Here is a 25,090-nt window from a genome sequence, read left to right on the forward strand (position 1 = left end):
AAAGGGCGAGCCGGGCACGAACCGCAAGAAGGGAAAGAAGGCCGCGGCCCGGGAAGAAGGGCGGCCGCGGCGGGAGCCAAAGCGAAGGACCAGTGAGTTGGCCCGCGCACGGCGCCGTTGTAATTACCCCGCTGAGTAAGTCCGGGCAGAGGGTGTCCCAACGCCCAAGGTCCGCCGGCCGTATGTTTGTGCTTTCCGCGTACTTGCCCCTATGATGCATTTCCGTTCCTGGCTTGTCATGGCCAGTTTGGCGCTGCCGCTGACCGCGGCGGCCCAGTCGCTCACCCTCGATAAATCCGTCACGTCGGCCCTGAAGAAGGTGAAGGCCGACGACGTCAAAGCCCACATCCAGTACCTGGCCGACGACAAGCTGCGCGGCCGGCAGCCCGACACCGAAGGCTACCAGATGGCCGTCGACTACGTGACCAAGCAGCTGCAGTCCTTCGGCGTGAAGCCGGCCGGCGACAACGGCAGCTACGTGCAGAAAGTGCGCCTGCGCCGCGCCTTCCTGCAGCCCGAGCCGCTGCTGGCCCTCATCGAAGACAAGAAAGTGCCCACTCCGCTGCGCGCCGGCGAGGATTTCGTGTACTATCCCAATCCGGAGCAAGCGAAGGTGTTTCAGCAGGCCCCGCTGGTGTTTGCTGGCTACGGCATCACCGCCCCCGAGCTGAAGTACGACGACTACGCCGGCCTCGACGTGGACGGCAAAATCGTGGTGGTGCTGCGCGGGGCGCCCAAGGCTTTCCCCTCGACGGTGGCCGCCGCCAGCCAGGATTTGCTGATGATTATGCAGAACGCCGCCCGGCACCGCGCCACGGGCGTGCTGGTGGTCAGCCCCAGCCCCAAGGCCCAGCTGCCGAGCGTGAAGCGCGGCGCCTACAGCGTGCTCGACGCCAAGGGCAAGGTGGCCGCCTCGCGCAGCTACTTGCCGGGCGTGGGCTTGCGGGTGGTGGGCGCCGCCACGGTAGGCACGCTGCAAAACCTGCTGCTCGCTGCTAAGTCGGATACCGGCCGGGTGCTCACGGCGCTGCGCGCCGGCAAGCCGGCCTCGCTGCCGCTGCGCACGGTGGCCAAGGTGGACTTCGGCAGCACTTACAAGGATCTGGACTCCTACAACGTGGTGGGCCAGTTGCCGGGCTCCGACAAGGCGCTCAGCAAGGAGTACGTGGTGCACTCGGCCCACCTCGACCACCTCGGCGTGGCCGCCGCGGTGAAGGGCGACTCCATCTACAACGGCGCCCACGACAACGCCTCGGGCGTGGCCTCGGTGCTGGAAATTGCCCGCTTGTACTCGCAGCTCAAAGAGAAAGAGCGGCCCAAACGGTCGGTGCTTTTCGTGCTGCAAACCGGCGAGGAGCTGGGCTTGCTGGGCTCGGCCTATTTTGCTGCCCACCCCACCGTGCCCAAGGACAAGATTGTGGCCGACGTGAACACCGACATGCCCACCATCATTGCTCCGCTGCTCTCGGTGGTGCCGCTGGGCGCCCAGCATTCTTCCCTGATGCAGCCGGTGCAGCGCGCCGCCCAGTACCTCGACCTTGCCGTCGAAAACGACCCGGAGCCGGAGCAAAACCGCTTTATCCGCTCGGATCAGTACAGCTTCGTGATGCAGGGCATTCCGGCCCTGCACATTAAGTACGGCAACAAAACCGCCGACGGGAAAAACAACCTCAGCGAGCTGGTGCAGAAATGGCGGGCCGACACCTACCACAAGCCCCAGGACGACATCAACGGCCTGTTTGATTTCGAGGCGGGCGTGAAGTACGTGCAGCTGAACTTCCTCATCGGCTACCAGATTGCCAACGACCCGCAGCGCCCCACCTGGAACAAGGGCGACTTTTTCGGCAGCCGCTTCGGCGCCGGCCGGCGGCAGTAGCGCGGGCTTCCGCCCGCAGGTGTTAGGCCGATTGTGGCCGCAGAAGTGAGACTGACCGGTTGTAGATTACTATTCGATGGACGCAGGCGGCAGCCCGCTCTACCCGCAAACGGCCCGCCGGTTTCAGACCGGCGGGCCGTTTGTCGTTTAGGCCTGCGGAGGCTGCTCGGGCCCCGCTCCGGCCGGCGGGCCGCCGGCACCCGTGGGGCGCCACTCCGGCGACACGTGCGGGAAGTGCTGCTGGCGCATTTCTTCCAGGCTGGCGGGGCGGGCGGCGGCAAACACCGGGAAGTGAAAGGCGTCGAGCTTGGTGAGCAGGTAGGCCAGCTGCTCCTGCTCGGCCGCGCTGAGGTTGCCGGCGGCCATGGCGGCTACCTGGCTCATGCTGGCAAACACCTCGAAAAGCACGCGCTGGCCCTCGGGCGTCAGGCTCAGCAGCTTGCGGCGGCGGTCGGTGGCGTGCGGAGCTTCCTGCACCAAGCCGGCCGCGAGCAGGCGGCGGATGATTTCGGAGCCGGTGGGCTTTTCGTGGATGTTGCGGGTGATTAGCTCGCTTTTGCTCAGCGGCCCGCGGCCGTACACCGTGGCCAGGTAGGTGAAGTCGTCGTAGGTGATGAGCGGGGTGTTGAGCAGGGCTAGGCGCGAGTAGGTGCGCAGGTAGCGGTACATGAACGTGACGAACTTGCCGATAACCGAGGCCGCCGTCTCCATTGGGTGGCTGGGCTCCCGCTCCACCGTCTGCCGCCGGGGCGCGTCGGCCGAGCCGGTGCGGGCCTGCAGCCAGCGGCTGAACTCGGCCAGCTCCGTGGCCGAATCGACGGATTGGGGAGAGTCACGGTGAAACTCCTCCGAAAGCAGTACCAGCTGTTTGATGAGGCTGTAATCCATAAAAGCACGAAGGCCACGGCCGGCCGACTCTTGCCCGCCGGCCGCGTAACGAAAGGTACATAAACATTTAAAACAAAGCCGCAATTAGGACGTTTTTAGACTAAATGCGCTAATATCGCGCCGCCGAAACGTCTAAAAACATCCTACATGCGCCCACTCCTACCCTTCCTGCGCCCGGCCGTTGTCGTCGCGGCGGCCGCGCTGAGCAGCTATGCCGCCGAGGCCCAGACCACCGGCATCATCACCGGCACGGTGCGCGACCGGCGCACCCAGGAGCTGCTGCCGGGCGTGTCGGTGGTGGTGGAAGGCGCTAATACGGGCACGGTGACCGATGAGCAGGGCCGCTACCGGCTGGCGGGCGTGCCCACCGGCAGCTACAACCTGCGCGCCTCCTTCGTGGGCTACGACGCGCTGCTGCGGGCCAACGTGGTGGTGACCAGCGGCAACGCCAACGTGCTCAACTTGGAGCTGAACCCGGCGTCCCAGCAGCTCGGCGAGGTGCAGGTGGTGGCCAACCGCGCCATCCGCGTGGCCACGGCCGAAACACCCTTATCGGTGCAGCGGCTGAGCGTGGAGGAAATCCGCTCCAACCCCGGCGGCAACTTCGACATCAGCAAAGTGGTGCAGACCTTGCCGGGCGTAGGCGGGGGCGGCACCGGCGGCACGGCCGGTTTCCGCAACGACATCATCATCCGCGGCGGGGCGCCCAACGAAAACGTGTTTTACCTCGACGGCATCGAGGTCCCGGTCATCAACCACTTCCAGACCCAGGGCTCGGCCGGCGGCCCCACGGGCATTCTGAACGTGTCGTTTATCGAGGACGTGACCCTGAGCACCTCGGCCTTCGAGGCGCGCTACGACAACGTGCTGTCCTCGGTGTTTCAGTTTCGGCAGCGCGACGGCAACCCCGACCGCCTGCAGGGCAACGTGCGCCTGAGCGGCACCGAGGTGGCCGGCACTCTGGAAGGACCATTGGCGCCAAAAACCACGTTTCTGGCCTCGGCGCGGCGTTCTTACCTACAGTACCTGTTCCGGCTGATTGACATTCCCATCCGCCCGAACTACTGGGACTTTCAGTTTAAGACGACCACCAAACTCTCGCCCAAAACCACCGTCACCACGCTCGGGCTGGGCGCCATCGACAAGTTTCGGCTGGCCGTGCCGCGCGAGTCCTCGCCCGACAAGGAGTACGTGCTGCGCTCCAACCCCAGCATCGACCAGTGGAACTACACCGTGGGCGCTTCCCTGCGCCAGCTGCTCGACAACGGCTACCTGAACGTGGCCTTGAGCCGCACCCAGCTCGACAACAAGCTGGACCAGTTCCAGGACGGGCAGACCGGCGACGAAACCAAGCGCGTGCTGCTGACCCGCTCGGGCGAAACCGAAAACAAGCTGCGCGTGGACGTGAACAAGGCCCTGGGCAAGTGGCAGTGGGCCTACGGCGGCTCGGCCCAGCTCATCGGTTACGACAGCCGCTACTTCGCCCGCCTGCGCCGCGAAGTGCGCGACGCGGGCGGCAATGTCGTCTCGCCCGACGTGGACGTGCGCTTCCAGACCGACCTGAGCTTTCTGCGCTACGGGCTGTTCGGGCAGGTCACGCGCACCCTGCTGCCCGACGACCGACTGACCCTCTCGGCCGGCCTGCGCACCGACGGCAACACCTTCACCGACGACGGCCACCACCTGCTGCGCACCCTTTCGCCGCGCGTGTCGGCCTCTTACGCCCTAGCCGACAAGTGGAACCTGAATGCCTCGGTGGGCCGCTACTACAAGATTCCGCCGAGCACCATCCTGGGCTTCCGCGACGAGGCCGGCAACGCCGTCAATAAAGCCAGCCGCTACATCCGCTCCGACCACTACGTGGCCGGCCTGGAGTGGCTGCCGGGCCCCGCCACGCGCTTCACGCTGGAAGGCTTCTACAAACGCTACGGCCACTACCCCGTGTCGGTGCGCGATGGTATTTCCTTGGCCAACCTCGGCGGCGACTTCGCGGCCCTGGGCAACGAGGCGGTGAGCAGCACCGGGCGCGGGCGCACGTTCGGGGTCGAGTTTTTCTTCCAGCAGAAGCTCACCCGCCGCATTTTCGCCGTCACCTCGCTGACGGCTTTCCGCTCGGAATTCAGCGGCCGCAACGGGCAGTACGTGCCTTCGGCCTGGGATTCGCGCTTCCTGGCCTCGGCGCTCTTCGGCTACAAGTTCGGCCGCGGTTGGGAAGTGGGGCTGAAGTACCGCTTTGCCGGCGGCTCGCCCTACACGCCGTTTGACGAGGCCGTGTCGCAGGCCAGCTACCTGGCCACCGGCCGCGGCGTGCTCGATTACGCGCGCCTGAACACCCTGCGCCTGGGCAACTTCCAGCAGCTGGACTTCCGCCTCGACAAGAAAATCAACTGGCGCCGCACCACGCTCGACTTGTTCATCGACCTGCAGAACGCGCTGCTCATTGTCAATCCCAGCCAACCGAGCTATACCTTCCAGCGCCTGGCCGACAACTCCGGCTTCCAGACCGCCGACGGCCAGCCCCTGCAGCCCAACGGCTCGAATGCCATTCCGGTGCTACTGACCGATGACGACGCGCTGATTACGCCTACCATCGGTTTCATCTTCGAGTTCTAAGCCTGCCGCTAATGGTAAGTTCCGAGTCCTCGGCTGTTGAGCGCACCCTCGGCCAGCTGCTCTACCGGGACCATTGGACGCCCGAGCCCGTGGCACCCTTAGCGCTGACGTTCCGGGCCCTGGGCATGAGCGAGCTGGACCTGCACCTGCTGCTGTTTGAGCTGCAGATGAGCCACGGCGCGGTGTACCCCGCCGACTGCGTAGCCCTCGACGACACGCTGCACTACTTGGTGGTGCTGACGGCCGTGCTGAGCCCGCTGCCCACCCACTGACAACCGCCCGATCTGTGGGGTATTAGCGGCAGCAAAGTAGCGGCCTCGGATGCCCCGAATGCCTGGGCATAGCGCAGATCGGCCCAGGTCTGCTTGCCCCGGCCCCACTGGACCAGATAAAGCGCTTTTCCAGGTGCTCGTAGCGGAGCCCTGCCGCAGGCACTACGCGTCCGCGGCGCCGGAGCGGTCCAGGCCCGTTGCTGCTGCAGGCGGGCAACAACCAAGTCATTGACCTGCAGCTATTGTTGGATGCGGCTTTCTTCACTATAAGCCCAGGCCAGCGCGTTATATACTTCGCGTTTGGCGGGCTCATGACCAAGGAAGCGAGCGGGCCAGCAGCGTGGGTGTTTCCGCCGACTCTGCTGGTTGGCAGCCCGTCAGCCGCGGGTCCAATCCCAGTGCGGCGCAGAGCAGGTAGCCTCGGCTTTTCATACGGGTGAAGTAGGTAGCGCTTGCAATTGCCAATGCGCCGGGCGCGCCGGTGGTTGCCAGGGCCTGCGCCGGTTTAGAGTCCGGGTAGACTGCCCGCTGCCGTCGGTCTGCCCCGTCGCCTCACATAATCGGGGGAATTAGGCCTTTACCAAGGCCCAGCTGACTGCTTTATAAAGTCAGATGTACGCAATAACTACGACCAGCTCACTAAGCTAGGAAGTCGCATCGAGCAACTCTGTAATCGCCCTAGCATGCACAAAATCATCTGGCAGCCTCCTGCTTTTGACGGCTTGCCAAGACGGCGTAGCTACCTTTTCCCCTTATTTTCAAAAGTCAGGCGACGCGCATCATTAGCCCTGCATTAGTCGGCTCGATTCCCCAGCTTTGGACTACTGACTCGCCCTTCTCCGCCATGACCGCCCCCAACTTCTACCAGCACATCCACCGCACCCTCGGCCAGCAGGCCGAGGCCGTGCTGCTGGAGTGGCCCGGCGCCGGGCCGCGGGGCACGTTGGCCCGCTACACCGGCCGCGACCTGGCCGGCCGCATCGGGGCTTACCAGCAACTGCTCGCGCAGCGCGGCATCCGGGCCGAGCAGCCGGTGCTGCTGCTGCTGCCCGTGGGCGCCGAGCTGATTTGCGGCTTGCTGGCCGTGATGAGCCTGGGCGCCGTGCCGGTGCTGCCACCCGCCGGGGCTTCGGTGCGCCGCCTGCTGGCATTGCGCCGAGGCGCGGGCATCGGGGCGGCGCTAGCGCCGGCGCGGCTGGCGCGGCGCTACGGCTGGCTGACGCGCGGGCTGGGGCTGCGGCTGCTAGGCGCCCCGGACGCCGCGGCCGCCGCCGAGCTGCGCCCCCCGCAAGCCGTAGCCGCCGAGCTGCCGGCGCTGGTGTCGCACAGCTCGGGCTCCACGGGCCGGCCCAAGGCCATCCGGCGCAGCCACCGGGTGCTCACGGCGCAGCACGAGGTGCTGCGGCAGGTGTTTCCGCCCTGGGCCGGGCAGCGCGACTTCCCGCTGTTCCCCAACATTCTGCTGCACAATTTGGCCGTGGGCGCCACCACGGTGCTGCCCGACGTGCCCTGGGGACACCTCGCCGACCTCGACGCGGCCCGGGTGCTGGCCCAGCTGCAGCTCACGGGCGCCGAGACGCTGACCGGCAACGTGTTCTACTTCACCCGCCTGCTCGAGCAACTGCGCCGGCAGCCGGTGGCCTTGCCGGCCGTGCGCGCCGTGGGCGTGGGCGGCTCGCCGGTGCCCGAGTGGCTGCTGGCCGGCCTGCAAGCGGCGCTGCCCCAGGCGGCCGTCTACGGCATCTACGGCTCCTCGGAAGCCGAGCCCATTGCCGTGCGCCGCTACGACGCGGCCCGGCCCGCCAACCCGCGCCAGGGCTACTGCGTGGGCCCGGTGGTGGCCGGCTTGCACTGCCAGCTGCGCGGCACGGGCACCAGCCTCGACATGCCCGACGGCCGGCGCTTCGCCGTGGGCGAAATCACGGTGCGCGGCCCGCACGTGGCCGCCGCGCCCGATGGCTGGCTGGCCACCGGCGACTTCGGCTACTTCGACGACGACCAGTGCCTGTGGCTGACCGGCCGGCAGGGCAACGAAACGGTGCACCGCGGCGTGCAGCACTACCAGCTCGAGCACATGCTGCAGCAGCTGCCCGGCGTAGAGCGCGCCGCCGCCCGCGCCACGGCCACCGGCTTTGCGGTGTACGTGCAGGGCCCAGCCGACCTGGAAACCGTGCGGGCCGCGCTGGCGGCCCAGTTTCCGCCCGGCCTGTGCAAGCAGCTGCACCACCGCCCCGCCCTGCCCGTCGATGGGCGCCACCACTCCAAAATCCTCTACGACCAACTGCGCTAAGCGCCCCGCTGCCGTGATGCATTCCGAATTCTATAACGTCGACCTCGACCGGCTGCGCTACGCGCTGGTGTGGGAAAGCAGCCGCACCCTGGCCGCTGCCTTGCAGGTGCAGCTCACCGACGAGCTGCTCGTCATCTGCTCGGCCGGCTGCAACGCCCTCAACGCCCTGCTGCTCGGCGCCCGCCGCGTAACGGCCATCGACCTGAACCCGGTGCAGCTGCACTTGCTGGAGCTGAAGCGCTACCTCATTCTGCACCACGCGCCCGCGGTGCTGCGCGCCTTGCTCGGCCTCGACGGGCCGGCTGCGGTGCTGGCCACTTGGCAGCAAATCGAGCCGGGCCTGCCGGCGGCGCTGCGGGCATACTGGGCGCCGTTCTTCGAAAGCCACCCCAGCGGCATTTTGCCGGCCGGCAAGCTGGAAAGCTACCTGCTCGGCTTCTTGCCCACGCTCAGCCCGGCCGTGCAGCAGCGCCTGCGCCACCTGCTCACCTGCGAGTCGGTGACGCAGCAGCAGCGCTGGTTTCGGGAGCAGCTGCACGGCACCGAGTTCGAGACGCAGTTCGTGAGCTACTTCGACGAGGCCAACCTCAGCCGCGGGCGCGACCCGAAACTGTTCAAGTACGCCGAGGAATCGGGCGGCCGGGCCTTTTACGCGCGGCTGACGGCCCAGCTGAGCACCGAGCTGGTGCGCGACAATTTCTTTTTCCGCTTCTTCTTTTTCGGCCCCGAAGGCCTGCCCGAGCACGTGCTGCCGCCCTGCTACCAGGTGCGCAACCACGGCCGCCTGCGCAGCCGGCTCCACCGCCTAAGCACCGTGCAGGGCGAGGCCTGCGAGTACCTGCTCAGCCCGGCCGGCCGCGCCATCAGCAAGGCCAGCCTCTCCAACATCTTCGAATACGTGAGCCCCGCGGACTTTGCCCGCGTGCGCGCTGCCCTGCAGGCCCGCCCCGCTGCCCCGGCCCTGCGCGCCGTGTACTGGAACCTGCTGCAGGCCCAGGGCGACGCGGCACCGGCCACCTCCGGCGCGGAAGCCACGCCCGCCCACGCCCAGCTGCCCGGCAGCTGCTTTTACTTCCGCGACGTGCGCGTGCTCGGCGCCGGCCCGGCCGATACCCTTGTCCACTCCTCGTTGCCCCAAGCCGAAGTTTATGTCTAGCCCCGCCTACTACTGCTCGCCCGGCTTCATTGAGAGCCTGATGCGCGCCCACGCCCCCCAACGACGCCTGCGCGTGCTCGACGTGCAGCCGCTGGCCGTCGACAGCTCCGCCAGCATCCTGGCCGTGCTGACGGCGGGCCAGACCAGCCGGCCGGTGGGCCACTTCGGCCTGTTGGTCATCTTCGAGGCCGACGGGGAGCCGGCACGCACCGAGCGCATGGTGCTCAAGCTCAAGCCGCCCGGCCACGAGGTATCGGCCATGCTGGCGGGGCTGGCCCAGGCCTGCGGCGGCGAGTTGGCCCGCACCTACCCGGCCTTTGCCACGCGCAGCGGCTTTCACCACACCCACCACCGCGAGCTGGCCCTCTACGCCCAGACCGCGCCCGAGCTGATGCCCCGCATCTGGGGCCTGCACCACGACGACGAAGCCGAGGTGTACGCCATCCTGATGGAATACCTCGACCAGGCAGAGGTGGAATTGCTGAACTCGGTGATGCAGCCCGAGGCCTGGACCGACGAGCACCTGCGCACCGCCCTCGACCACCTGGCCGCTTGGCACGCCCGCCACCTCGTCGGGGAGCCCGACGGCGCGCTGCCGGCCTGGCCCGATCTGCCCTCCCCGGCCTATATGCAGCAGCTCAGCCCGCTCTGGCAGGCCTTGCTGACCAACGCCGCCACAAACCACCCCGCGCTGTATTCGGCCGAGCGCACGGCCTTGCTCCAGGAGGCCATTGCCCGCATCCCGGAGTACTGGGCCGAGCTGGCCGCCGCGCCGCGCACGCTCTGCCACAACGACCTGAACCCGCGCAACACCTGCTTCCGCCGCGACGCCGCCGGCCGCCTGCAGCTCTGCGCCTACGACTGGGAGCTGGCCACTTACCACGTGCCGGCCTACGACGTGGTGGAGCTGCTCAGCTTCGTGCTCGATGCCGACCGCTACCACCTGCGCCCGCACTACCTGGAGTATTACCGCCAGCAGCTGCACGCCCGCACCGGCCGCTTCGCCGACGCCGAGGCGTTTCGCCGCCTGGCCGGCCTAGCGGCGCTGGATTTTGGCCTGCACCGCCTGGGCATGTACCTGATGGCGCACACCGTGGGACCCTACCCCTACCTGCCCCGCGTGGTCGACAGCTTTTTTGATACGCTGACCCAGCTGCAACCGCTGCGCCCGGAGCCGGTGTACGCCTGAGTACGCCGCGGAATTGCCGACGCCCCGCCCGCACTGCTGTGCCGGCGGGGCGCTGTTTTTCTCAGGCCTCGGACCAACTACTTCCGCTCTGCTACGGTCACCAGCCGCTCGACTTCGGCCCGCAGGTTGGCCACCACCACGGAGGGGTCGTCGCGGCGCGCGGTGAGGTAGACGGTGGTGTGGTGCGGCAGCGGCAGGAAGCGCAGGCCGGGTGCGGGACTGGCGGCGTAGGACATGGGCAGCACGGCCACGCCCAGGCCCGCGGCCACCAGGCTCAGGATGGTGGCACCGAAATCGGAGGTGATGGTGCGCCGGGGCGCGAAGCCGTACGCCGCGAACATGCCCCGCAGCGTCTGGGCGTAGGTGCCGTCGCCGGCGAAGGACGAGAGGATGAACCGCTCGTCGCGCAGCTCGGCCAAGGACGTGAACGTATCGGCCCGGACGGGGTGGGCGGCGGGCACGGCCAGGGCCAGTGGCTCGGCAAATACCGGCTCCGATACCAGTGCAGGGTTGCGGGCTGGCTCGCGCCAGAAGCCGGCGTCGAGCTGGTAGCTGAGCAGCTGCTGCTCGGAGTCCGCGGCGCCGATTTCGTGCAATTCCAGCGCTACCAGCGGGTAGCGGGCGGTGAAGCCCTGCAGCAGCCGCGGCAGCCAGTCGTAGGCCACCGAGCCCACGTGGCCCAGGCGCAGGCTGCCCACTTCGCCCCGGCTCAGCTGGCCGGCGTGGCGCTGCACCGCGTCGAATTCGGCGAGCAGGCGCGTCCACTCGGCCTGCAGCAGCTGGCCGGCGGCGGTCAGGCGCACGGTGCGCGAGCGGCGCTCCAGCAGCGCAAAACCCAGCTCCTGCTCCAGGCCCTGGATGTGACGGCTGAGCGAGGACTGCGTAATACCCAACTGCTCGGCCGTTTGCCAGAAGTGCAGGCGGTCGGCCAGGCGCAGAAAGTAGCGGATGTGGTGCAGGTTCATTGATGCAGCAACGGCATTGGTTGCGGCGAAAGTAGCATTGTTGCGCATCAACGCGCCGCCTAGTTTTGTGGCTATTCCGCGCGGCGAGCTGCCGCGGGCGTCCACTCACTTGCTTTCCTTTTCCGTTATGCTGCGCCTGCTCCGCACCGATTCCGACAACGCCGATTTTCGCGCCCTGGTCCGCCTGCTCGACCAGGATCTGCAAGTGCGCGACGGCGCTGAGCACGGCTTCTACGCCCAATTCAACAAGGTCGACGCCATCCGGCACGTGGTGGTGGCCTATCAGGACGACGAGCCCGTTGGCTGCGGCGCCTTCAAGCCATTCGAGGCCGATTCGGTGGAAATCAAGCGCATGTTTGTGCAACCCGTGCACCGGGGCCGCGGCGTGGCCCAAGCCGTGCTGACGGAGCTGGAAGGCTGGGCGCGGGAGCTGGGCTACGCGGGCTGCGTGCTCGAAACCGGCAAAAAGCAGCCCGAAGCCATCCGCCTCTACCAGAAAAGCGGCTACCAATTTATCCCGAACTACGGGCAGTACATCGGCGTCGACAACAGCGTGTGCATGCAGAAGGCGGTGTAAGCGCGGCCTACGCCGGTCGGGCGCCCTGGCCTAAACCGGCTCTTTATAAGTCCTGGCCGAAGAGCGCGTAGTGAGCGGTTTCGGCGGGCAGGCCGTCGGTGAAGTGCAGGGAAAAGTTGCCGGTGCGCATCAGGCAGAAGATGACGTCGTCGTACCGCTCGCGGAAGTGCACCATGCCGTAGGCGCCCAGGTACGACATCAGCCCGCGCTGCCGGTAGGCCGGGTGCACGCCCACGGTTTTGGCCAGCAGCTGCTTGCGGGCCAGGCGCGGGAAGTCGCGCTCAAACACGGGCGGCGCGTCGTCGGGCAGCGCCAGGTCGGTATAGTTGGGGTGGCAGAAGCTCAGCGCGGCCAGCTCGCCGCTAGCTTGGTCGCGAAACAGCACCGAGGTGTGCGGGCACAGCTTGGCGGCGTACTGCCGGTTGTAGAGCAGCCGAAACTGCGCCAGCGGCACCGGCCGGTAGCCGGGGTTGGCCCCGAAAATAGCTTGCACCAGCTCGAAAATGGCCGTTTCGTGCTCCTGCCAGGTGTGCTCGTTTAGCGGAATGAAGTCGAACGGAATCTTGGCCAGCTCGCGCAGCAGCATATCCTTTTCGGTGTAGACCGCCGGCACGTCTTGGGGCCGGATGCGGCGACTCTCGAAGGTGCTGACGGGCGCCAGCCCCAAGCCAGCCAGCAGCGCGGGGTAGTAATCGGGGTTGACGGGCTCCCGATCGAACACGCCCCAGCCGGGCGCGGGCGGCAGGCGCAGGCGGTAGCGGTGGTAAGTGTTGAAGTCGACGGGGCCGACGAGGCGGCGCCGGCCGCGCTGCCGGGCGTCGGCGCGCAGCAGCTCAAACGCTTCTTCGTTCAGCGCCGCATTGGGCATGGTTTCCCAGAAACCAAAAAACGCTTCTTCGGACTCGTGCGGGAAAATGCCGACCAAGCGCAGCGTGGCCTCGTCGGTGTAAAGTACGATGTCGTTGCGGCTGGCTTCGAGGGCAAACAGCTGCTCGGTCAGCGGCCGGCTTTCGGCGGGCCGCTGCGGCCGGTCGGCGTACACGCGGTCGGCAATCAGCCAGAAGGACTCGGGCAGCTGCCCTTGGTAAGAAATGCGGCGGAGGTTGCTCATAGAAGTAAAAGATAAGGCGGCCCGGGCCCGCAAATAGCTGCCGCAACAGCCGCGTGGCGCGCACCGCCGGCTTGGCGGGACACCACATCGTCGCCCGGGCGCTTGCCACAACTCAGGCAGCGCCTCTGCGCGCTACAGCAGCTCGATTTCGCCGCTGCGGCCGTCCATGCGCACGCGTTGGCCGCTCTGCAGCCGGCGCGTGAGGCCGGGCACGTTGATGATGGTGGGAATGCCCAGCTCGCGCAGCAGAATCACCGAATGCGACAACGAGGAACCCTTTTCGATGATGACGCCGCGGCACACCGGAAACAGCGCCGCCCAGCCTGGGTCGGTGCGTAGGGCGCAGACGATTTTGCCGGCCACGGCCAAGCTGTCCTCGGGGCTGGTCACCACAATGACTTCGCCGCTGAGCTGCCCAGGGTAGCAGCCGGTGCCGCGCAGCAGCCCGGGGTCGGCGGCCTCGTCCGCCGCGGGTGCCGCCGCGGGCGGGGCGGGCACCGTCACGCGGCTGGGCACGTGCTGCTGGGCGTAGCGGGCAAATTCCTGCTGCCGCTCGGCCACCAGCACGCGCAGCGACGCGGTTTCGGCAGTTTCTTCGGCGGCAGCGGCGCGCACCGGTTGGATCCGCGTCGCGGCGGCAGCGGATTCGCTCAAGCGGCGGGCGGCGGCTTCGATTTCGGCCTCGGTCAGGTAAAACACGTCGCGGGCGGTGGCCAGCTCGCCGGCGGCGGTCAGCTGCTCGCCCAAGGCCAGGTACAGCCCGCGGTACATGCCAAACAGGCGGGTGCGCTCCAGCCGCAGCGCCTCGCGGTGCGCAATGGCGCGCTGCAACTGCTGCAGCCGCTGGCGCAGCTGCCGGCGGCGCCAGGGCAGGCGCCCGCGCAGCAGCGCGTCGATATCGGCCTGGGCGCCGTGCTGCACGGTCTGGTCGGCAGTGCCGAAGGCGGCGGGCGCAGCGCCGGGCACGAGGTAGTTGCGCAGGTACTGGTAGAAAATCAGCGGGCGGGTGCGCATGGTCGCGGTTTCCAGCTTCAGCTCCCCCACCGTCCGGTCGCCGAACTGCTCGATGAAGGCGGCTACCTCGGCGGCAAACGCGGGAAAGCGGGCTTGCACCTGGGCGGGCAAGTCGTCGGAAAAATCAACGATGAGCTGGCGCAGCGGCTCCTGGGGGCGGGCCAGCGCGGCCAGGGCCAGCAGGCGGCGGGTGGGTTGGGTGCTGGCCAGGTCCTGGTCGGCGGCCAGGTAGCGGCGCAGCAGCTCCTCGGGCTCCGGGGCGCCCACTTGCCGCAGCTGGCGCAGGGCCCGGCCGTTGGTCATCATCACGTAGAAGTCGTTGACGATGGGCGTGGACCACTGTCCCAGCAATTCGGCGTCGAGGCGGGCTTTTTCGGCCAGCAGCTCGGCCGGGCTCAGCGCCTGCAGCGGCCGGGCGTAGAAGCGCTGGTAATGGGCCGCAAACCGGGCCTGAAACGTGCGCACGGCCCCGTCGAGGCGGGCAAAGGCCAGCAGCAGCCGCGAGAGGTTCAGCAGCAGCCGCGGCGCCAGCCGGAGCTTGTCGCGCAGGCTTTTCTCCCGGGTCTGCACGAAGTCGACGGGCTCTTCCAGGCCCATCATGCGCTCCATGTCGTCCTTGTTCTGGCGAAAGGCGGGCAGCAGTTGTAGGCCGCGGTACCAGTTGTTGATGTGGTAGTAAATGCGGCCCTGCACCAGCCCGAGCAGGTTGGTCACCACCGGCTCCTGCGCCGCAATCTGCGCCGGGGGCAGGCCCAGCGCGTGCATGGTTTGGCGGTACACGGTGGCGTAGGCGCGGCGGGCAAAGCTGAACGTAAGCGGCGTGGTGACCCCGCAGTAGCTTTCCTGGATGTTGCTGTTGTCGTACACGACGACCTCCGGAATGGGCTGGGTAATAGGCCGGGCCTGCACCACCCACAGCGCCCCGGCCGCATCCACCACGAACTCCACGTCCTGGGGCCCGCCCAGCTCCGCTTCCAGCCGCTGCCCCAGGCCGAACAGCGCCGTCAGCTGGGCCTCGCTCAGGCAGGGCGCGGCCGGCCCTGGCCCGACGACCTGCGCCGTGAGGCCGCCCGCGGGCCGGGCCACCAGTTGCTCGTCCTGGCCGCCGAGCACGCGGCGGTGCGCCTGCCCGGTGGCTTTCAGCAGGTAGAACTCGTCGGGCGGCAGCTGCCCGCTCACCAGCCCCTCGCCGAAGCCGCGCACGGCGTGAACGGCCAGCTCCTGCGGGTACTCGGGAAAGGTGGTGAACATCACTCCGCTGGCCGCGGGCGTCACCTGGCGCTGAATAATGACGGCCGGGCGGGCCCGTAGCGAGAGGCCTTTTTGGCGGCGGTAGGCCAGAGCCCGCTCGGAATAGGCCGAGGCGGCACAACGGGCCACGGCCGCCAGCACGGCGTCTTCCGAAGTCAGGTTCAGAAACGAGTCCATCAGCCCGGCGAAGGCATCGTGGCGGCCGTCCTCGTCGGCCACGGAGGAGCGCACCACCACCGGCTCGGCGGGAAAATTCCAGCGCTGCAGGGCCGCGCGCACCTGCGTTTGCAGCGCCGCGGGCAGCGGCCACTGCGCCAGCCGGGCGTGGAGTTCTGCCGGGTGGTGCGCGCCGGCCAGCGCCCCGTCGAATTCCTCGGCGGGAATGACGGCGAAATCGGGCACGCGCAGGCCGGCGGCTTGCAGCCGTTGCAGCCCGCGGGCTTTGCCCCCCACGGTGGCCTCGGGGTACTGCCGGGCGTTGTCGGTCGTAATCAGCATGCGGGCGGCTTAGGATAATCGGCGGGCAATTTCCACGATGATGGCCACGTAGCTCGTCAGCATAAACAGCGACACCAGCAGCTCGGCTACTTTCAGGGGCCGGGCGGCGGGCCGGCGCCAGCTCAGCCCGTAGGCCGCCGCGGTGGCCACAAACAGCCCGCCCATCAGCCCAAAGGGCCAAGCGCGGGCCTGCAGCAACTGCAGCAAGTAGCCCTGCACCGCCGAGCCGGCTAGTAGCACCAGCAGCACGGCCGCCATGGCCCCGCCGTAGCCCAAGGTGCGCGAGTAGGAGTCGACGCCGGGCCGCTCGTCGGGAGCGGGCTTGATTTTGCGGGCTATTTCGAAGGCCAGCCCGCCGAGCAAACTCAACAGCCCCAGCAGCAGCAGGGGCGGCGTGAACCGCGGCGCGGCGGCGTAAGCGGCCCACACCCAGCCGATCAGCAGCGGCATGATGAGCAGGTGGGTGAGGGCGTAGAGCACCAGCCGGGCCCGCAGCCAGGCCGGCGCGAAAAACTCGTAGCGCATCACCAAGCTGTAGCCCACGGCCAGCCCCCAGGCCAGCAGCGTGGCCCCGCCCATCCAGCCCGACCAGGCCGCTTCGAGCAGCAGCCCGGCCCAGGCCAGCCGCTGCAACTGCCCCAGCGTCACGCGGCCCGATTGCAGCACCCGCTCGGGGAAGTTGACGGCGTCGGCGGCGTAGTCCTTGATTTCATCGAAGACGCGCAGGCGGAAAAAAAACGAGATGACCGCCACGATGCCCAGCGCCTCGCGCGGGCCGAAGCCGGCCAGGGCCGCGGCGGCTGGCTGGGTGGCCCGCGCCACGGCATACACCGTCAGAAACAGGATGGCGAACAGGGCCATGTTGACGGGCGGAAACCGCTCCTGCAGGTAGGCCCAGAAGGCTCGACTATTCATAGGCCCAAATTACGGCGCCAGGGCCGCTCGTCCGCCCAATGACTGCCCGTTTCTGACCTTAGCCAGCTGCGAAACCGCCGGCGCGGGCGGCTCCATAGGCCACCGCTCCGGAAGAATTGACGCGGCGCGTTTTTGTGCGTTTCTAGCCAATAAAGGTCTTGGTACGGCGCCGTGGCGGCAGGTTTCTGCCGGCGGTGTTGCTTCGCCCAGGGCGTTTCGGATCTGACTTTAGAAAAATAGCATTTTCGGCCGCGCGCCTCTCCCGCTAGTACCAGATGCGGTACGCGCCGCGCTACTTTACGGCATGATCTACTCGCTCTACCGATTCCGTTTTTGGCTGCTGGCCCTGTTGCTGGCCGCCGGTGTGGCGCTCTGGCCGGGCGTGCGCCGGGCCGTGCAGGTCGACAACAGCCTGGAAGCCTGGTTTCTGCAGAACGACCCCAGCCTGCAGGCTTACCACGACTTTCAGCGGCGCTTCGGCAACGACGAAGTGGTCATCGTCGGCGTGCACGACGCGGAAACGCTGCTCACACCCGCTTACTTCGCGCGCTTCCGCGAACTGAGTCGGGCGCTGGAGCAGCTGCCGAGCGTGGCGGCCGTCATCGGGCCCGGCAACGCGGTGGTGCCCGCCCGTGCCGGGGTGCTGGGCGGGGCCGGCCCGCAGCCGCTGCTGGCGCCCGGGGCCTCGCCCGCCGCGGTGCGCCGCACGCTGGCCGCGCACCCGCTGTTGCGCGAGCAGCTGTTTTCGCCCGACGCGCGCACCGCCCGCTTCGTGGTGGTACTGCGCCGCCTGCCCGGCTTCGATGCCCGGCGCGGGGCCATTCTGGACGAGGTGACGCGCACCGCCTACCGCCATGTGCCGCGCCAGAATGTGGCGCTGGGCGGCGTGGGCATCATTTTCGCCGGCCTCAACGCCCTCTCCCAGCACGATTTCGGCCTGTTTCTCGGGCTGGGCTACGCCTTGATGTTCGGCATCTTCCTGCTGCTGTACCGCAACGGTTGGCTGCTGCTGTACGTGCTCGGCATCGTGGGCGGGGCCACGTACCTGACGCTGGGCGCCTACGGCCTGCTGGGCCACCGCCTGAACCTGATGACGGTGCTGCTGCCGGTGGTGCTCATCCTGCTCGGCATCATGGACGCCATGCACGTCATCAACGAGCGGAATCTGGTGGCCGAACCGGGAGCCGCTCCTACTGCGGCGCCGGCCCTTGCGCGCCGCGAATCGGCCCTAATGGCTTTGCAGCGCACGTTTTCGCCCTGCCTGGCCACCATGCTCACCACCGTCGCCGGCTTCTTGGCTCTGGTCAGCAGCCCGATGGCCATTCTGCGCAATTTCGGCCTGTTCGCCGCCCTTGGCATTGCCCTGTGCCTGCTGCTGACCTTCGTACTCGGGGCCATCATCTTGCCGCTGACCGCGCCCGCGCCCCGCGCCACCCGCGCCACCAGCCGCGGCCTGGCTCGTTTCTACGAGTATCTGCTGGCCCGCCCGCTCGGCTTCACGGCCGTGTCGGCGGCTTTCACGCTGCTGGCCGGGGCGGGCATTTTTCTGCTCAAAGCCGATACCTACACGCTCGGCTACTTTCCGGCCGACCACCCCGTGGTGCAGGACCACCGCCGCCTCGAAGCCACCTGGGGCCCCTACTTGCCCCTGGAGTTGCTCGTGGAGCCCCGCCCCGGCCACCGGCTCCGCGACGCGGCCGTGGTGCAGGCCGCGGCCGCCTTTGCCGATTCGGTGCGGCTGCTGCCGGGCGTGGGCCGGGTGTTCGGCTTTCACTCGCTCTACCAAGCCGGGCTCGACGTGCAGTTTCCGGGCCGGGGCCGCCGGGCGCTGGGCAGCCAGAGCCTGCTGAACGCCGTGGACCGGCAGCTGGCCACCGATTACCCGCAGCTGGCGGCCGAGTTTATTCACCGGCCCAGCGGCACGGGGCGCATCACCGTGGCCGGCCGCATGCTCTCGGCCCGGCAGCTCACGGCCAAAACCGACACGCTGCTGCGCTTGGCTGCCCGCACGCTCGGGCCGGTGGCGCGGGTGCGACCCGCCGGCTACCAGCCCATGTACGCCCGCATCACCGAGTACGTGACGACCTCGCAAACCCAGAGCCTGCTCCTTTCCATCGTCACGGTGTTCGGGCTGGTGTGGCTGTACGTGCGCAGCCTGCGCCTGGCCCTGCTCACGGTGCTGCCCAACCTGTTTCCGGTGCTGGTGCTGCTGGGCGTGATGGGCTGGTGCGGCATCCGGCTCGACACGGCCACGGCCAGCATTGCCGCCATCGTGCTCGGCCTCTGCGTCGACGACACGGTGCACTACATTCACCACTACCAAGAGGCCCGGCGCACCCTCGCGCCCCACGCGGCGCGGCTGGCCACCATCACCCACGTCGGGCCCACCATTGTGCTCACCAGCCTGATTTTGTTTCTGGGCTACGCCGTGATGGGCCTGGGTTCGTTGAAGACGGTGCAGCTGTTCGGCGTGCTCACGGCCGTCAGCGTGGCCGCCGCGCTGTTCGGCGAAATCGTCATTTTCCCGCTGGTGCTGGCGCGCTTCGACCGGGAGCCGGCCCCCGACGTGGTGCGGGCCTGATTATCTTGCCTTGCATGGACACCCGCGCCTATTTCGCCAGCCTCGAAGAGATAGTAACGGACCCGGTGCTGCTAACCGGCTCGGCCGAGCGGCTCAACGAGGAAGTCCGGCAAAATGCCTGGCGCATCGAGCTGCCGGCCGAGCTTGCTGCGTCGTTGCGCGTAGCCGACTTCGCGCACTGGCTGCAGCGCGTCAAGCAGAACCGGCTGGCGCAACTGCGCCGGCAAGCCGTTACCGACGCGCTGCTCTACTACCTGTGGGTTGATTACCAGTCGGGCCACCTGCGCTTCAATTTTCTCAGCAACTGCCACGAGCAGCTCCCGTTCAGTGCCCCCGTGGAGCTGGTGCGCAGCGAAGCCGCGCTGCTGGCCGATTTTCTGCGCTTCACGGCTCGGGCAGATTACGCCGAGCCGGAAACGGAGTGGCGCGTGCGGGTGTACTGCGAAATCATGAGGGCCTGACGTAGCTAGGTCGCTTCGCCACAGCTTTTACAGCTCCTCCGGCAGCTGCACCGCGTCGAGCCAGCACTGCAGCAGCGCGGGCTTCTGAAACAGGTTGATGAAGAGCACGCGCTCCTCGCCCGCGAGCCGCCAGATTTCGGCGTAAAAATCCTCCAGGGCCCACAGCTGCAGGCGGCAGCCGTGCTCGGCGCGGTCGGCCAGGTGGTGGCCGGCGCAGCGCAGCACTTCGGCCTGCTGGCCCAGGGAAAGCGTGGTAAAAGCGGCGTATTTCATGACAACACTAGGGGCAACTGCGCGGCCGGCGGTGGGCAATATACGGGAAGAATTGAATCGGCAAAGCAGCTGGCCGGTGGCGCCGGCCTAGCCGCTGGTGCCGTCGGCGGCCGGCCGTTGGCCCTATGCGGCGGCGCTACAGCCACGGGGCAGACGGCCTTGATCGGGGCCGCGCGCTGGTCGAAAACTACCCGCAGGCGGACGGCGGATGCGCGCCCCGCGTTTCGCTAAACCGGTGCCGTTTGCTGTTCGTTCCGGCCGGTTCGGCGCTACCTTCGCGTTCTTCTGACGCTCCACTTCCGCCGCGCCCGTATGCCCTCGTTCCGCTTTCCGCACCCGTTGGTGCTCCTCGTTGGTTTCATTTTGCTGGCCGTCGGCCTGAGCTACCTCCTGCCGGCCGGCCGCTTCGAGCGGCGCCAGGACGAGGCCACCAAGCGCGAAGTGGTGGTGCCCGGCTCCTACCACCGCGTGGCGCCCACGCCCGTTTCGCCGCTGGATGCGCTGACGGCCATTCCCAAGGGCCTGCAGGACGCGGCCGACGTCATTTTCCTGGTGTTTCTGGCCGGCGGCGCCTTCACCGTGGTCGACCAGACCGGGGCCCTGCGCCGCGGCGTCGACTGGCTGCTGGAGAAGCTGCGGGGACGCGAGGCGCTGGTCATTCCGGTGGTGGCCCTGCTCTTCGCCACCATGGGCGCGCTCGAAAACATGCAGGAGGAAATCGTGCCGCTGGTGCCGGTGCTGCTGGTGCTCATGCGCCGCATGCGCTACCCCGTGCTGACGGCGGCGGCCGTGAGCATCGGCTCGGCGGCGGTGGGCGCGGCCTTTAGCCCCATGAACCCGTTTCAGGTGGGCATTGCCCAAAAGCTCGCCGGCCTGCCCTTGCTCTCGGGCCTGGGCTTCCGCCTGGTGTTTCTGGCCCTGGCCCTGTTGATCTGGATCGGCGGCACCTTGCGCTACGCCCAGCGCCACCGCGAACTGGCCCCGCTGGCCGTCGACGACGCGCAAATCGAAGCCGAGCACTCGGCCCACGAGGGCGGGCACCGCCACGGGCTGGTGCTGCTGCTGCTCTTCGTCACCTTCGCCTTTTTTGCCTACGGCGTGCTGGAGCTGGGCTGGGACTTCGGCCAGATGTCGGCTCTGTTCTTTGCCCTGGGCGTGGCCGCCGGCCTGGTGGGCGGGCTAGGCCTGACGGGCACGGCCGAGGGCTTCATTGCCGGTTTCAAGGACATTGCCTTTTCGGGCATGCTCATCGGCTTTGCCCGCGCCATTTTCGTGGTGCTGGAGCAGGGCCAGATTGTTGATACCATCGTCAACGGCCTTTCAGCCCCGCTGGCCCACCTGCCGGTGGCGGCCTCGGCCCTGGGCATGCTGGGCCTGCACACGGCCCTGCACCTGCCGGTGCCGAGCGTGAGCGGGCAGGCCGTGCTGACCATGCCCATCCTCACGCCGCTGTCGGACCTGCTCGGGTTGTCGCGCCAGGTCACGGTGCTGGCCTTCCAATACGGTGCGGGCCTCTGCGAAATCATCACGCCCACCAACGGCGCGCTCATGGCCATCGTGGCCGCCTGTGGGGTGCGCTTCGACCAGTGGTGGAAGTTCGTGTTTCCGCTCTACCTGCTGCTGCTCGCGCTGGCCGTGCTAGCCATTGTCGTCGGCATTGCCGTGGGCGTGTAAGCTCCGGGCAGCGGCTGCTGCCCGGTTAGGCTTTGGCGTAGGCCAGCGCCGGCTGCGGAGCGCCCGTGCGCACGGCCAGGCCGAGCAGCGCCCAGAGCACGCAGCTGTAACCGCCGAAAACGATGCCCGCGGCCAGCTCGCCCACCAGCCACTGCGTGAGCAGGGCCAGGGGCAGCGTCAGGCCGCAGAGCACCGGCACGAAGCGGCGCCAGTCAGTCCAGACGCCGGCCCGCCACACGGCCACGCCGGTGATGAGCATCATGGCCATGCTGCCCGGCCAGGCCATGTCGCACACGAAGTAGTACCAGGTTTCGAGGCGGCCGGTGGTGGCATCGAACAGTTGCTGAACGGAAGCCAGCACCAGCAAGGTTATCTGCAGCATCGATAGCCCCCGCGCCACCGCTCCCGGGCCCAGCACCCGCAGGCGGCGCATGCCCACGGCGCTGCACAGCCAGCCCGCCAGAAACAACCAGCCGGCCGCATCGCCCACAACGTGCTGCGGCGGCCAGTGCTGCATGGTGAGCATCAGGGCCATCATGGGGCTGAGCAGAATGGCGACTTGGCCGAGCGTGCGGTGGTTCATGGCAAATGGGCGTTTCAGGGTTGCCCAAACTTACCGCCGGCCCCAGGCGCCGTCAATCGCATGATCGGGGCCCGGGTTGCCCGCTTGGCTTCGCCGCCTGGCCTGCTTGCGGCATTTTGACGCCCGTACTAGGCTCGCTGCGCCCAAAGATGTGGTTCTGCTGCAGCAGTGCAGCGCGGTTTGGCGCGGCGGGGCGGCCTTAGTGCACCGCCCCGCTCCAGCAGAATTCGTTGTTGGGCAAGGCGTACCAGTCGGCGTTTTCGTTCACGCTTTCGCCTTTCACGCGGCCCACGTAGGCCAGTTCGTGGCCAGCGGGCACTAGGCGGGCAGGCGCGCGGCGGTATGGCTCGCCGTGGCGGATGTTGACGCGCGAGCGGGTGCGCACCACGCCCGCGGCGGCCTCGTGCGGCAAGAGGTCGGGCGCGGCCTGGCCGGTGCAGCGGGCGTACACGGCGGGCACGTCGCGCAGCAGCTGCTCGTAGCTGCGGTTGCTCTGCGCTAGGCCCGAATGGGGGTCGGTTTTGCGGTGCGGGTCGAGGATGTGGTGGCCCACAATGGCCCGGGCCGGGTCGAGGCGAAATTTCCAGCAAAGGTAGGCCAGCACCCACACGTAGCGGCGGTAGGCCTCGTCGGCATTGATGTTGGGCCCGAAGCAGTACTCCACCCCGATAGCCGCGTCGTTGGCGTTGGCGCCGTAGCGGCGGTTGTCCTCCGTCACGCTGTAGAGCACGTGCCAGGCCTTTTCGGGCGGGGCCGTGAGGGCTGGCACGCACTCCAGGATCTGCCGGTCATCGACGAACAGGTGGGCCGAGGCGCTGATCTGGTTGCGCGACTCTTCGTAGTAGCGCACGTTGCCGGCGGCCGTGGAGCCGCGGTTGCCCGTGTCGTGGGCCACCACGAAGCGGATGGGCGCGGCCGGAATGCCGGCGCGGCGCTTGGTGTGCGGCGTCAGCCAGCTTTGGCTGATGGGGTACTCGAGGTCGGGGAACTGGCGCATAGCTTACTGCAAGTGGCGGGCCCGGCCCGCGGTGGTCGGCTCGAAGTCCGGTCGTACTCAGCCCGGAATCTGCTCGGCGCCCAGCGGGGGCACCTCGTCTCCCGGTTGAGCGGCCTCGGGTCCCATGTCGTCTTCCGCGCGGTGCAACACCGCGCCCGTCGTCGGGTCGGCCAGCGACTCGCCCGCCGCCACGGCGGCAGCGGTTGCCGCGGCAGTTGCCACGGGCGCGGCAGGCACCATGGTCACGGTGGGGGCGGCTACCACGGCTGCGGGCACCGTGGCGTAGCCCGGGGCCACGTAAGCGGCTGCCTCGGGCGCGGCGTAGGAAGCCGGGAGCGGCGCGGTGGGCGGCGCGGGCACCGGAGTCATTAGCAGCGGCGTGGTGCCGGGGCCGGCTGCCACGGCGCCACCCGCGGTAGGCGCGTTGACGGCCTCGGTCCCGGGTTTGTTTTCTTGCCACTTCAGGCCCAGGTAGGTGGCGCTGCTGATGGCCAGCAGCAGGGTTTCGTTGTTGTTCCACTCGGGCAGGGCCACCGTTTTGTACACCGTGCGCACGAAAAAATAGCCCAGCAGCACCGTGATGACCACTTTCTGCAGGCGGTGAATGCTCACGCCGTTGCTGTCGGAGAGAATGTCGGTCATCCAGCCGTGGCTGACTTCGGGGCCGCCGGGCAGGGCCTTGCCCACGTCGCCGCCCATGCCGATGAGCCCGCTCAGCCCAGCCGTGCCCGCACTGATGCCCAGCAAGGACAGCGTGGTCATGCTGATGTTGGTCATTTCGCCCGTCACGCAGTAAATGACCAGGTAGCAGCTCATGATGATGAACGTCCACCAGGCCAGTTGGGTCTTGGCCAGGCTGAAGGGCCGCTGCATGGAGTCCAGGGCCACGCCGGCGCTGGTCAGCTCGCCCTCCTTGCCGGTGCGCAGCAGGGCCGAGCGGTGCGCCAGCGCAATGATGCCCAGCGCCAGGAAAAACACCCCGACCCCGGCCACCCACAACGCGCTGGGCTGCACCAGCTGAAAGTGCACACTGCGGTCGGGCCCCGGAAACAGCTCCGTAAACACTTGGTCGTCGTAGCCCAAGCCGATTTTGCCGGGGTGCGTGAACTTCCACGGCGAGCCGTACACAATGTCCCAGTACTGCAGGTTGGCCGGCGTGCGGTCGAGCTTGAAAAGCACCTTGTCGTAGGCCGCGTTCAGGTCGTTAAGCACCGAGTCCTCGCTTACGGCCCGGCCCACGAGGTCGGGGGCGGCCACGGTGCTCAGGGTGTCGTCGTCGGTGAGGTAGGCGGCGGCGCGGTGCCGCGAGCCAGCGGCTTTGCTGTCGGTGCCGGCCAGGTACACGGCCAGCGGCGGCATGTTGCGCAGCGGCGTGTCGTCGATGTAGAGCACCATTTGCCGGGCCTTGGCGTGGGCGCGCTCCGGGCTCATGCCCATTTTTTCCAGAGCCGCTTCTTCGTCGTGCAGCCAGCGCCCCAGCCCGTCGACTTCCAGGGTGATGGTGCTACCCAGCTTAAACAACGAATCCTGCCCGGCGTCGGCCGTGGCGTGAATGTTCTTGATGACGGGCCGAAACACCTGGGGCCGTTGCTGAGCGCGCGCCTCCGGCAGCAGGACGCCCACGAGAAGCCAGGCCAGCAGCACTAGCCGGCCGTAACGGGGCGCGTTGGGCGCCAGAGTAAGCGAAAAAAATGGCAGCATGATGGTTGACAAACGGGAGTACCGACGAGGTAAAATGGCGTCGCAGTCAATAACTTTAACGCAAATAAAACACGGTATTAATGCCACTATTATTCACCACCAAAAGTCCTTCAATTGGCCTCAATAACGACCAGGTATAATTACCTGAATAGACACACCAATAACCCCGCGTTTTTACGGGTAAAACATATCCAGGCAATAGGTG

General features: G+C 67.9%; 19 protein-coding genes. 10 read left to right on the forward strand and 9 right to left on the reverse strand.

Features of this window, described 5'->3' with window-relative positions; all coding sequences use genetic code 11:
- Positions 1 to 211 precede the first annotated feature (211 nt).
- Positions 212 to 1,876 (forward strand): M28 family peptidase, encoded by a 1,665-nt coding sequence (locus LJ737_RS24520; RefSeq protein WP_227769411.1) that lies wholly within the window; start codon positions 212 to 214, stop codon positions 1,874 to 1,876.
- 147 nt (positions 1,877 to 2,023) lie between these two features.
- Here LJ737_RS24520 and LJ737_RS24525 read toward each other — a convergent pair whose 3' ends face one another.
- Positions 2,024 to 2,764: a MarR family winged helix-turn-helix transcriptional regulator gene (locus tag LJ737_RS24525; protein ID WP_227769412.1), complete on the reverse strand. Its 741-nt coding sequence runs from the start codon at positions 2,762 to 2,764 to the stop codon at positions 2,024 to 2,026.
- Between the two features lie 147 nt (positions 2,765 to 2,911).
- Here LJ737_RS24525 and LJ737_RS24530 point away from each other — a divergent pair, with 147 nt between their 5' ends.
- The 5 genes from LJ737_RS24530 to LJ737_RS24550 all read left to right on the forward strand — a co-directional run bounded on the left by LJ737_RS24530 (position 2,912) and on the right by LJ737_RS24550 (position 10,284).
- Entirely contained in the window at positions 2,912 to 5,377 is a 2,466-nt protein-coding gene (locus LJ737_RS24530; RefSeq protein ID WP_227769413.1) for a TonB-dependent receptor, read from the forward strand.
- A gap of 11 nt (positions 5,378 to 5,388) precedes the next feature.
- Positions 5,389 to 5,649, forward strand: a complete 261-nt coding sequence (locus LJ737_RS24535; RefSeq protein ID WP_227769414.1) for a hypothetical protein — start codon at positions 5,389 to 5,391, stop codon at positions 5,647 to 5,649.
- 844 nt (positions 5,650 to 6,493) lie between these two features.
- Positions 6,494 to 7,939 carry an AMP-binding protein gene (locus LJ737_RS24540; RefSeq protein ID WP_227769415.1) on the forward strand — a complete coding sequence of 482 codons (1,446 nt, stop codon included), beginning with the start codon at positions 6,494 to 6,496 and terminating at the stop codon, positions 7,937 to 7,939.
- A 16-nt stretch (positions 7,940 to 7,955) separates the two neighbouring features.
- Positions 7,956 to 9,095 carry a DUF3419 family protein gene (locus LJ737_RS24545; protein WP_227769486.1) on the forward strand — a complete coding sequence of 380 codons (1,140 nt, stop codon included), beginning with the start codon at positions 7,956 to 7,958 and terminating at the stop codon, positions 9,093 to 9,095.
- The gene (locus tag LJ737_RS24550) at positions 9,088 to 10,284 is read left to right on the forward strand and encodes an aminoglycoside phosphotransferase family protein (protein ID WP_227769416.1); all 1,197 of its coding nucleotides are present in this window, start codon (positions 9,088 to 9,090) and stop codon (positions 10,282 to 10,284) included. Before LJ737_RS24545 ends, LJ737_RS24550 begins: the two co-directional genes overlap by 8 nt.
- Positions 10,285 to 10,361: 77 nt before the next feature.
- Here the strand turns inward: LJ737_RS24550 and LJ737_RS24555 are convergent, their stop codons facing one another.
- The gene (locus LJ737_RS24555) at positions 10,362 to 11,249 is read right to left on the reverse strand and encodes a LysR family transcriptional regulator (protein WP_227769417.1); all 888 of its coding nucleotides are present in this window, start codon (positions 11,247 to 11,249) and stop codon (positions 10,362 to 10,364) included.
- A 127-nt stretch (positions 11,250 to 11,376) separates the two neighbouring features.
- On the opposite strand from LJ737_RS24555, the gene LJ737_RS24560 reads away from it, so the two are divergent.
- Complete coding sequence (locus LJ737_RS24560; RefSeq protein WP_227769418.1) at positions 11,377 to 11,826, forward strand: GNAT family N-acetyltransferase; 450 nt, start codon at positions 11,377 to 11,379, stop codon at positions 11,824 to 11,826.
- 43 nt (positions 11,827 to 11,869) lie between these two features.
- Here LJ737_RS24560 and LJ737_RS24565 read toward each other — a convergent pair whose 3' ends face one another.
- From LJ737_RS24565 to LJ737_RS24575, 3 genes are all read right to left on the reverse strand, one after another.
- Positions 11,870 to 12,937 (reverse strand): hypothetical protein, encoded by a 1,068-nt coding sequence (locus LJ737_RS24565; protein ID WP_227769419.1) that lies wholly within the window; start codon positions 12,935 to 12,937, stop codon positions 11,870 to 11,872.
- Between the two features lie 132 nt (positions 12,938 to 13,069).
- Positions 13,070 to 15,700, reverse strand: a complete 2,631-nt coding sequence (locus LJ737_RS24570; protein WP_227769420.1) for a PEP/pyruvate-binding domain-containing protein — start codon at positions 15,698 to 15,700, stop codon at positions 13,070 to 13,072.
- 9 nt (positions 15,701 to 15,709) lie between these two features.
- Complete coding sequence (locus LJ737_RS24575) at positions 15,710 to 16,615, reverse strand: UbiA prenyltransferase family protein (protein WP_227769421.1); 906 nt, start codon at positions 16,613 to 16,615, stop codon at positions 15,710 to 15,712.
- Between the two features lie 304 nt (positions 16,616 to 16,919).
- Between LJ737_RS24575 and LJ737_RS24580 the strand changes: the two genes are divergently transcribed.
- Both LJ737_RS24580 and LJ737_RS24585 read left to right on the forward strand, forming a co-directional pair.
- The gene (locus tag LJ737_RS24580) at positions 16,920 to 19,196 is read left to right on the forward strand and encodes an efflux RND transporter permease subunit (RefSeq protein WP_227769422.1); all 2,277 of its coding nucleotides are present in this window, start codon (positions 16,920 to 16,922) and stop codon (positions 19,194 to 19,196) included.
- Positions 19,197 to 19,210: 14 nt separating this feature from the next.
- Positions 19,211 to 19,657 (forward strand): hypothetical protein, encoded by a 447-nt coding sequence (locus LJ737_RS24585; protein ID WP_227769423.1) that lies wholly within the window; start codon positions 19,211 to 19,213, stop codon positions 19,655 to 19,657.
- Between the two features lie 27 nt (positions 19,658 to 19,684).
- Here the strand turns inward: LJ737_RS24585 and LJ737_RS24590 are convergent, their stop codons facing one another.
- Positions 19,685 to 19,930, reverse strand: a complete 246-nt coding sequence (locus tag LJ737_RS24590; RefSeq protein ID WP_227769424.1) for a hypothetical protein — start codon at positions 19,928 to 19,930, stop codon at positions 19,685 to 19,687.
- Positions 19,931 to 20,242: 312 nt separating this feature from the next.
- On the opposite strand from LJ737_RS24590, the gene LJ737_RS24595 reads away from it, so the two are divergent.
- Positions 20,243 to 21,604 carry a YfcC family protein gene (locus LJ737_RS24595; RefSeq protein WP_227769425.1) on the forward strand — a complete coding sequence of 454 codons (1,362 nt, stop codon included), beginning with the start codon at positions 20,243 to 20,245 and terminating at the stop codon, positions 21,602 to 21,604.
- 25 nt (positions 21,605 to 21,629) lie between these two features.
- Here the strand turns inward: LJ737_RS24595 and LJ737_RS24600 are convergent, their stop codons facing one another.
- The 3 genes from LJ737_RS24600 to LJ737_RS24610 all read right to left on the reverse strand — a co-directional run bounded on the left by LJ737_RS24600 (position 21,630) and on the right by LJ737_RS24610 (position 24,885).
- Positions 21,630 to 22,187 carry a hypothetical protein gene (locus LJ737_RS24600; RefSeq protein WP_227769426.1) on the reverse strand — a complete coding sequence of 186 codons (558 nt, stop codon included), beginning with the start codon at positions 22,185 to 22,187 and terminating at the stop codon, positions 21,630 to 21,632.
- Positions 22,188 to 22,386: 199 nt separating this feature from the next.
- Positions 22,387 to 23,184 (reverse strand): peptidoglycan recognition protein family protein, encoded by a 798-nt coding sequence (locus LJ737_RS24605; protein WP_227769427.1) that lies wholly within the window; start codon positions 23,182 to 23,184, stop codon positions 22,387 to 22,389.
- A gap of 57 nt (positions 23,185 to 23,241) precedes the next feature.
- The gene (locus LJ737_RS24610; protein WP_227769428.1) at positions 23,242 to 24,885 is read right to left on the reverse strand and encodes a hypothetical protein; all 1,644 of its coding nucleotides are present in this window, start codon (positions 24,883 to 24,885) and stop codon (positions 23,242 to 23,244) included.
- Positions 24,886 to 25,090 lie beyond the last annotated feature (205 nt).

Origin of the sequence: Hymenobacter sp. 15J16-1T3B (genome assembly GCF_020711235.1) — a bacterium.
GTDB lineage: Bacteria > Bacteroidota > Bacteroidia > Cytophagales > Hymenobacteraceae > Solirubrum.

Excerpts from the sequence above, each read along its gene's own strand:
- LJ737_RS24610 (WP_227769428.1), bottom strand. The coding sequence starts at position 24,885 with ATGCTGCCATTTTTTTCGCTTACTCTGGCGCCCAACGCGCCCCGTTAC.
- LJ737_RS24560 (WP_227769418.1), top strand. The coding sequence starts at position 11,377 with ATGCTGCGCCTGCTCCGCACCGATTCCGACAACGCCGATTTTCGCGCC.
- LJ737_RS24530 (WP_227769413.1), top strand. The coding sequence starts at position 2,912 with ATGCGCCCACTCCTACCCTTCCTGCGCCCGGCCGTTGTCGTCGCGGCG.
- LJ737_RS24605 (WP_227769427.1), bottom strand. The coding sequence starts at position 23,184 with ATGCGCCAGTTCCCCGACCTCGAGTACCCCATCAGCCAAAGCTGGCTG.
- LJ737_RS24585 (WP_227769423.1), top strand. The coding sequence starts at position 19,211 with ATGGACACCCGCGCCTATTTCGCCAGCCTCGAAGAGATAGTAACGGAC.
- LJ737_RS24570 (WP_227769420.1), bottom strand. The coding sequence starts at position 15,700 with ATGCTGATTACGACCGACAACGCCCGGCAGTACCCCGAGGCCACCGTG.
- LJ737_RS24600 (WP_227769426.1), bottom strand. The coding sequence starts at position 22,187 with ATGAACCACCGCACGCTCGGCCAAGTCGCCATTCTGCTCAGCCCCATG.
- LJ737_RS24520 (WP_227769411.1), top strand. The coding sequence starts at position 212 with ATGATGCATTTCCGTTCCTGGCTTGTCATGGCCAGTTTGGCGCTGCCG.
- LJ737_RS24575 (WP_227769421.1), bottom strand. The coding sequence starts at position 16,615 with ATGAATAGTCGAGCCTTCTGGGCCTACCTGCAGGAGCGGTTTCCGCCC.
- LJ737_RS24555 (WP_227769417.1), bottom strand. The coding sequence starts at position 11,249 with ATGAACCTGCACCACATCCGCTACTTTCTGCGCCTGGCCGACCGCCTG.
- LJ737_RS24595 (WP_227769425.1), top strand. The coding sequence starts at position 20,243 with ATGCCCTCGTTCCGCTTTCCGCACCCGTTGGTGCTCCTCGTTGGTTTC.
- LJ737_RS24580 (WP_227769422.1), top strand. The coding sequence starts at position 16,920 with ATGATCTACTCGCTCTACCGATTCCGTTTTTGGCTGCTGGCCCTGTTG.
- LJ737_RS24590 (WP_227769424.1), bottom strand. The coding sequence starts at position 19,930 with ATGAAATACGCCGCTTTTACCACGCTTTCCCTGGGCCAGCAGGCCGAA.
- LJ737_RS24540 (WP_227769415.1), top strand. The coding sequence starts at position 6,494 with ATGACCGCCCCCAACTTCTACCAGCACATCCACCGCACCCTCGGCCAG.
- LJ737_RS24545 (WP_227769486.1), top strand. The coding sequence starts at position 7,956 with ATGCATTCCGAATTCTATAACGTCGACCTCGACCGGCTGCGCTACGCG.
- LJ737_RS24535 (WP_227769414.1), top strand. The coding sequence starts at position 5,389 with ATGGTAAGTTCCGAGTCCTCGGCTGTTGAGCGCACCCTCGGCCAGCTG.
- LJ737_RS24525 (WP_227769412.1), bottom strand. The coding sequence starts at position 2,764 with ATGGATTACAGCCTCATCAAACAGCTGGTACTGCTTTCGGAGGAGTTT.
- LJ737_RS24565 (WP_227769419.1), bottom strand. The coding sequence starts at position 12,937 with ATGAGCAACCTCCGCCGCATTTCTTACCAAGGGCAGCTGCCCGAGTCC.
- LJ737_RS24550 (WP_227769416.1), top strand. The coding sequence starts at position 9,088 with ATGTCTAGCCCCGCCTACTACTGCTCGCCCGGCTTCATTGAGAGCCTG.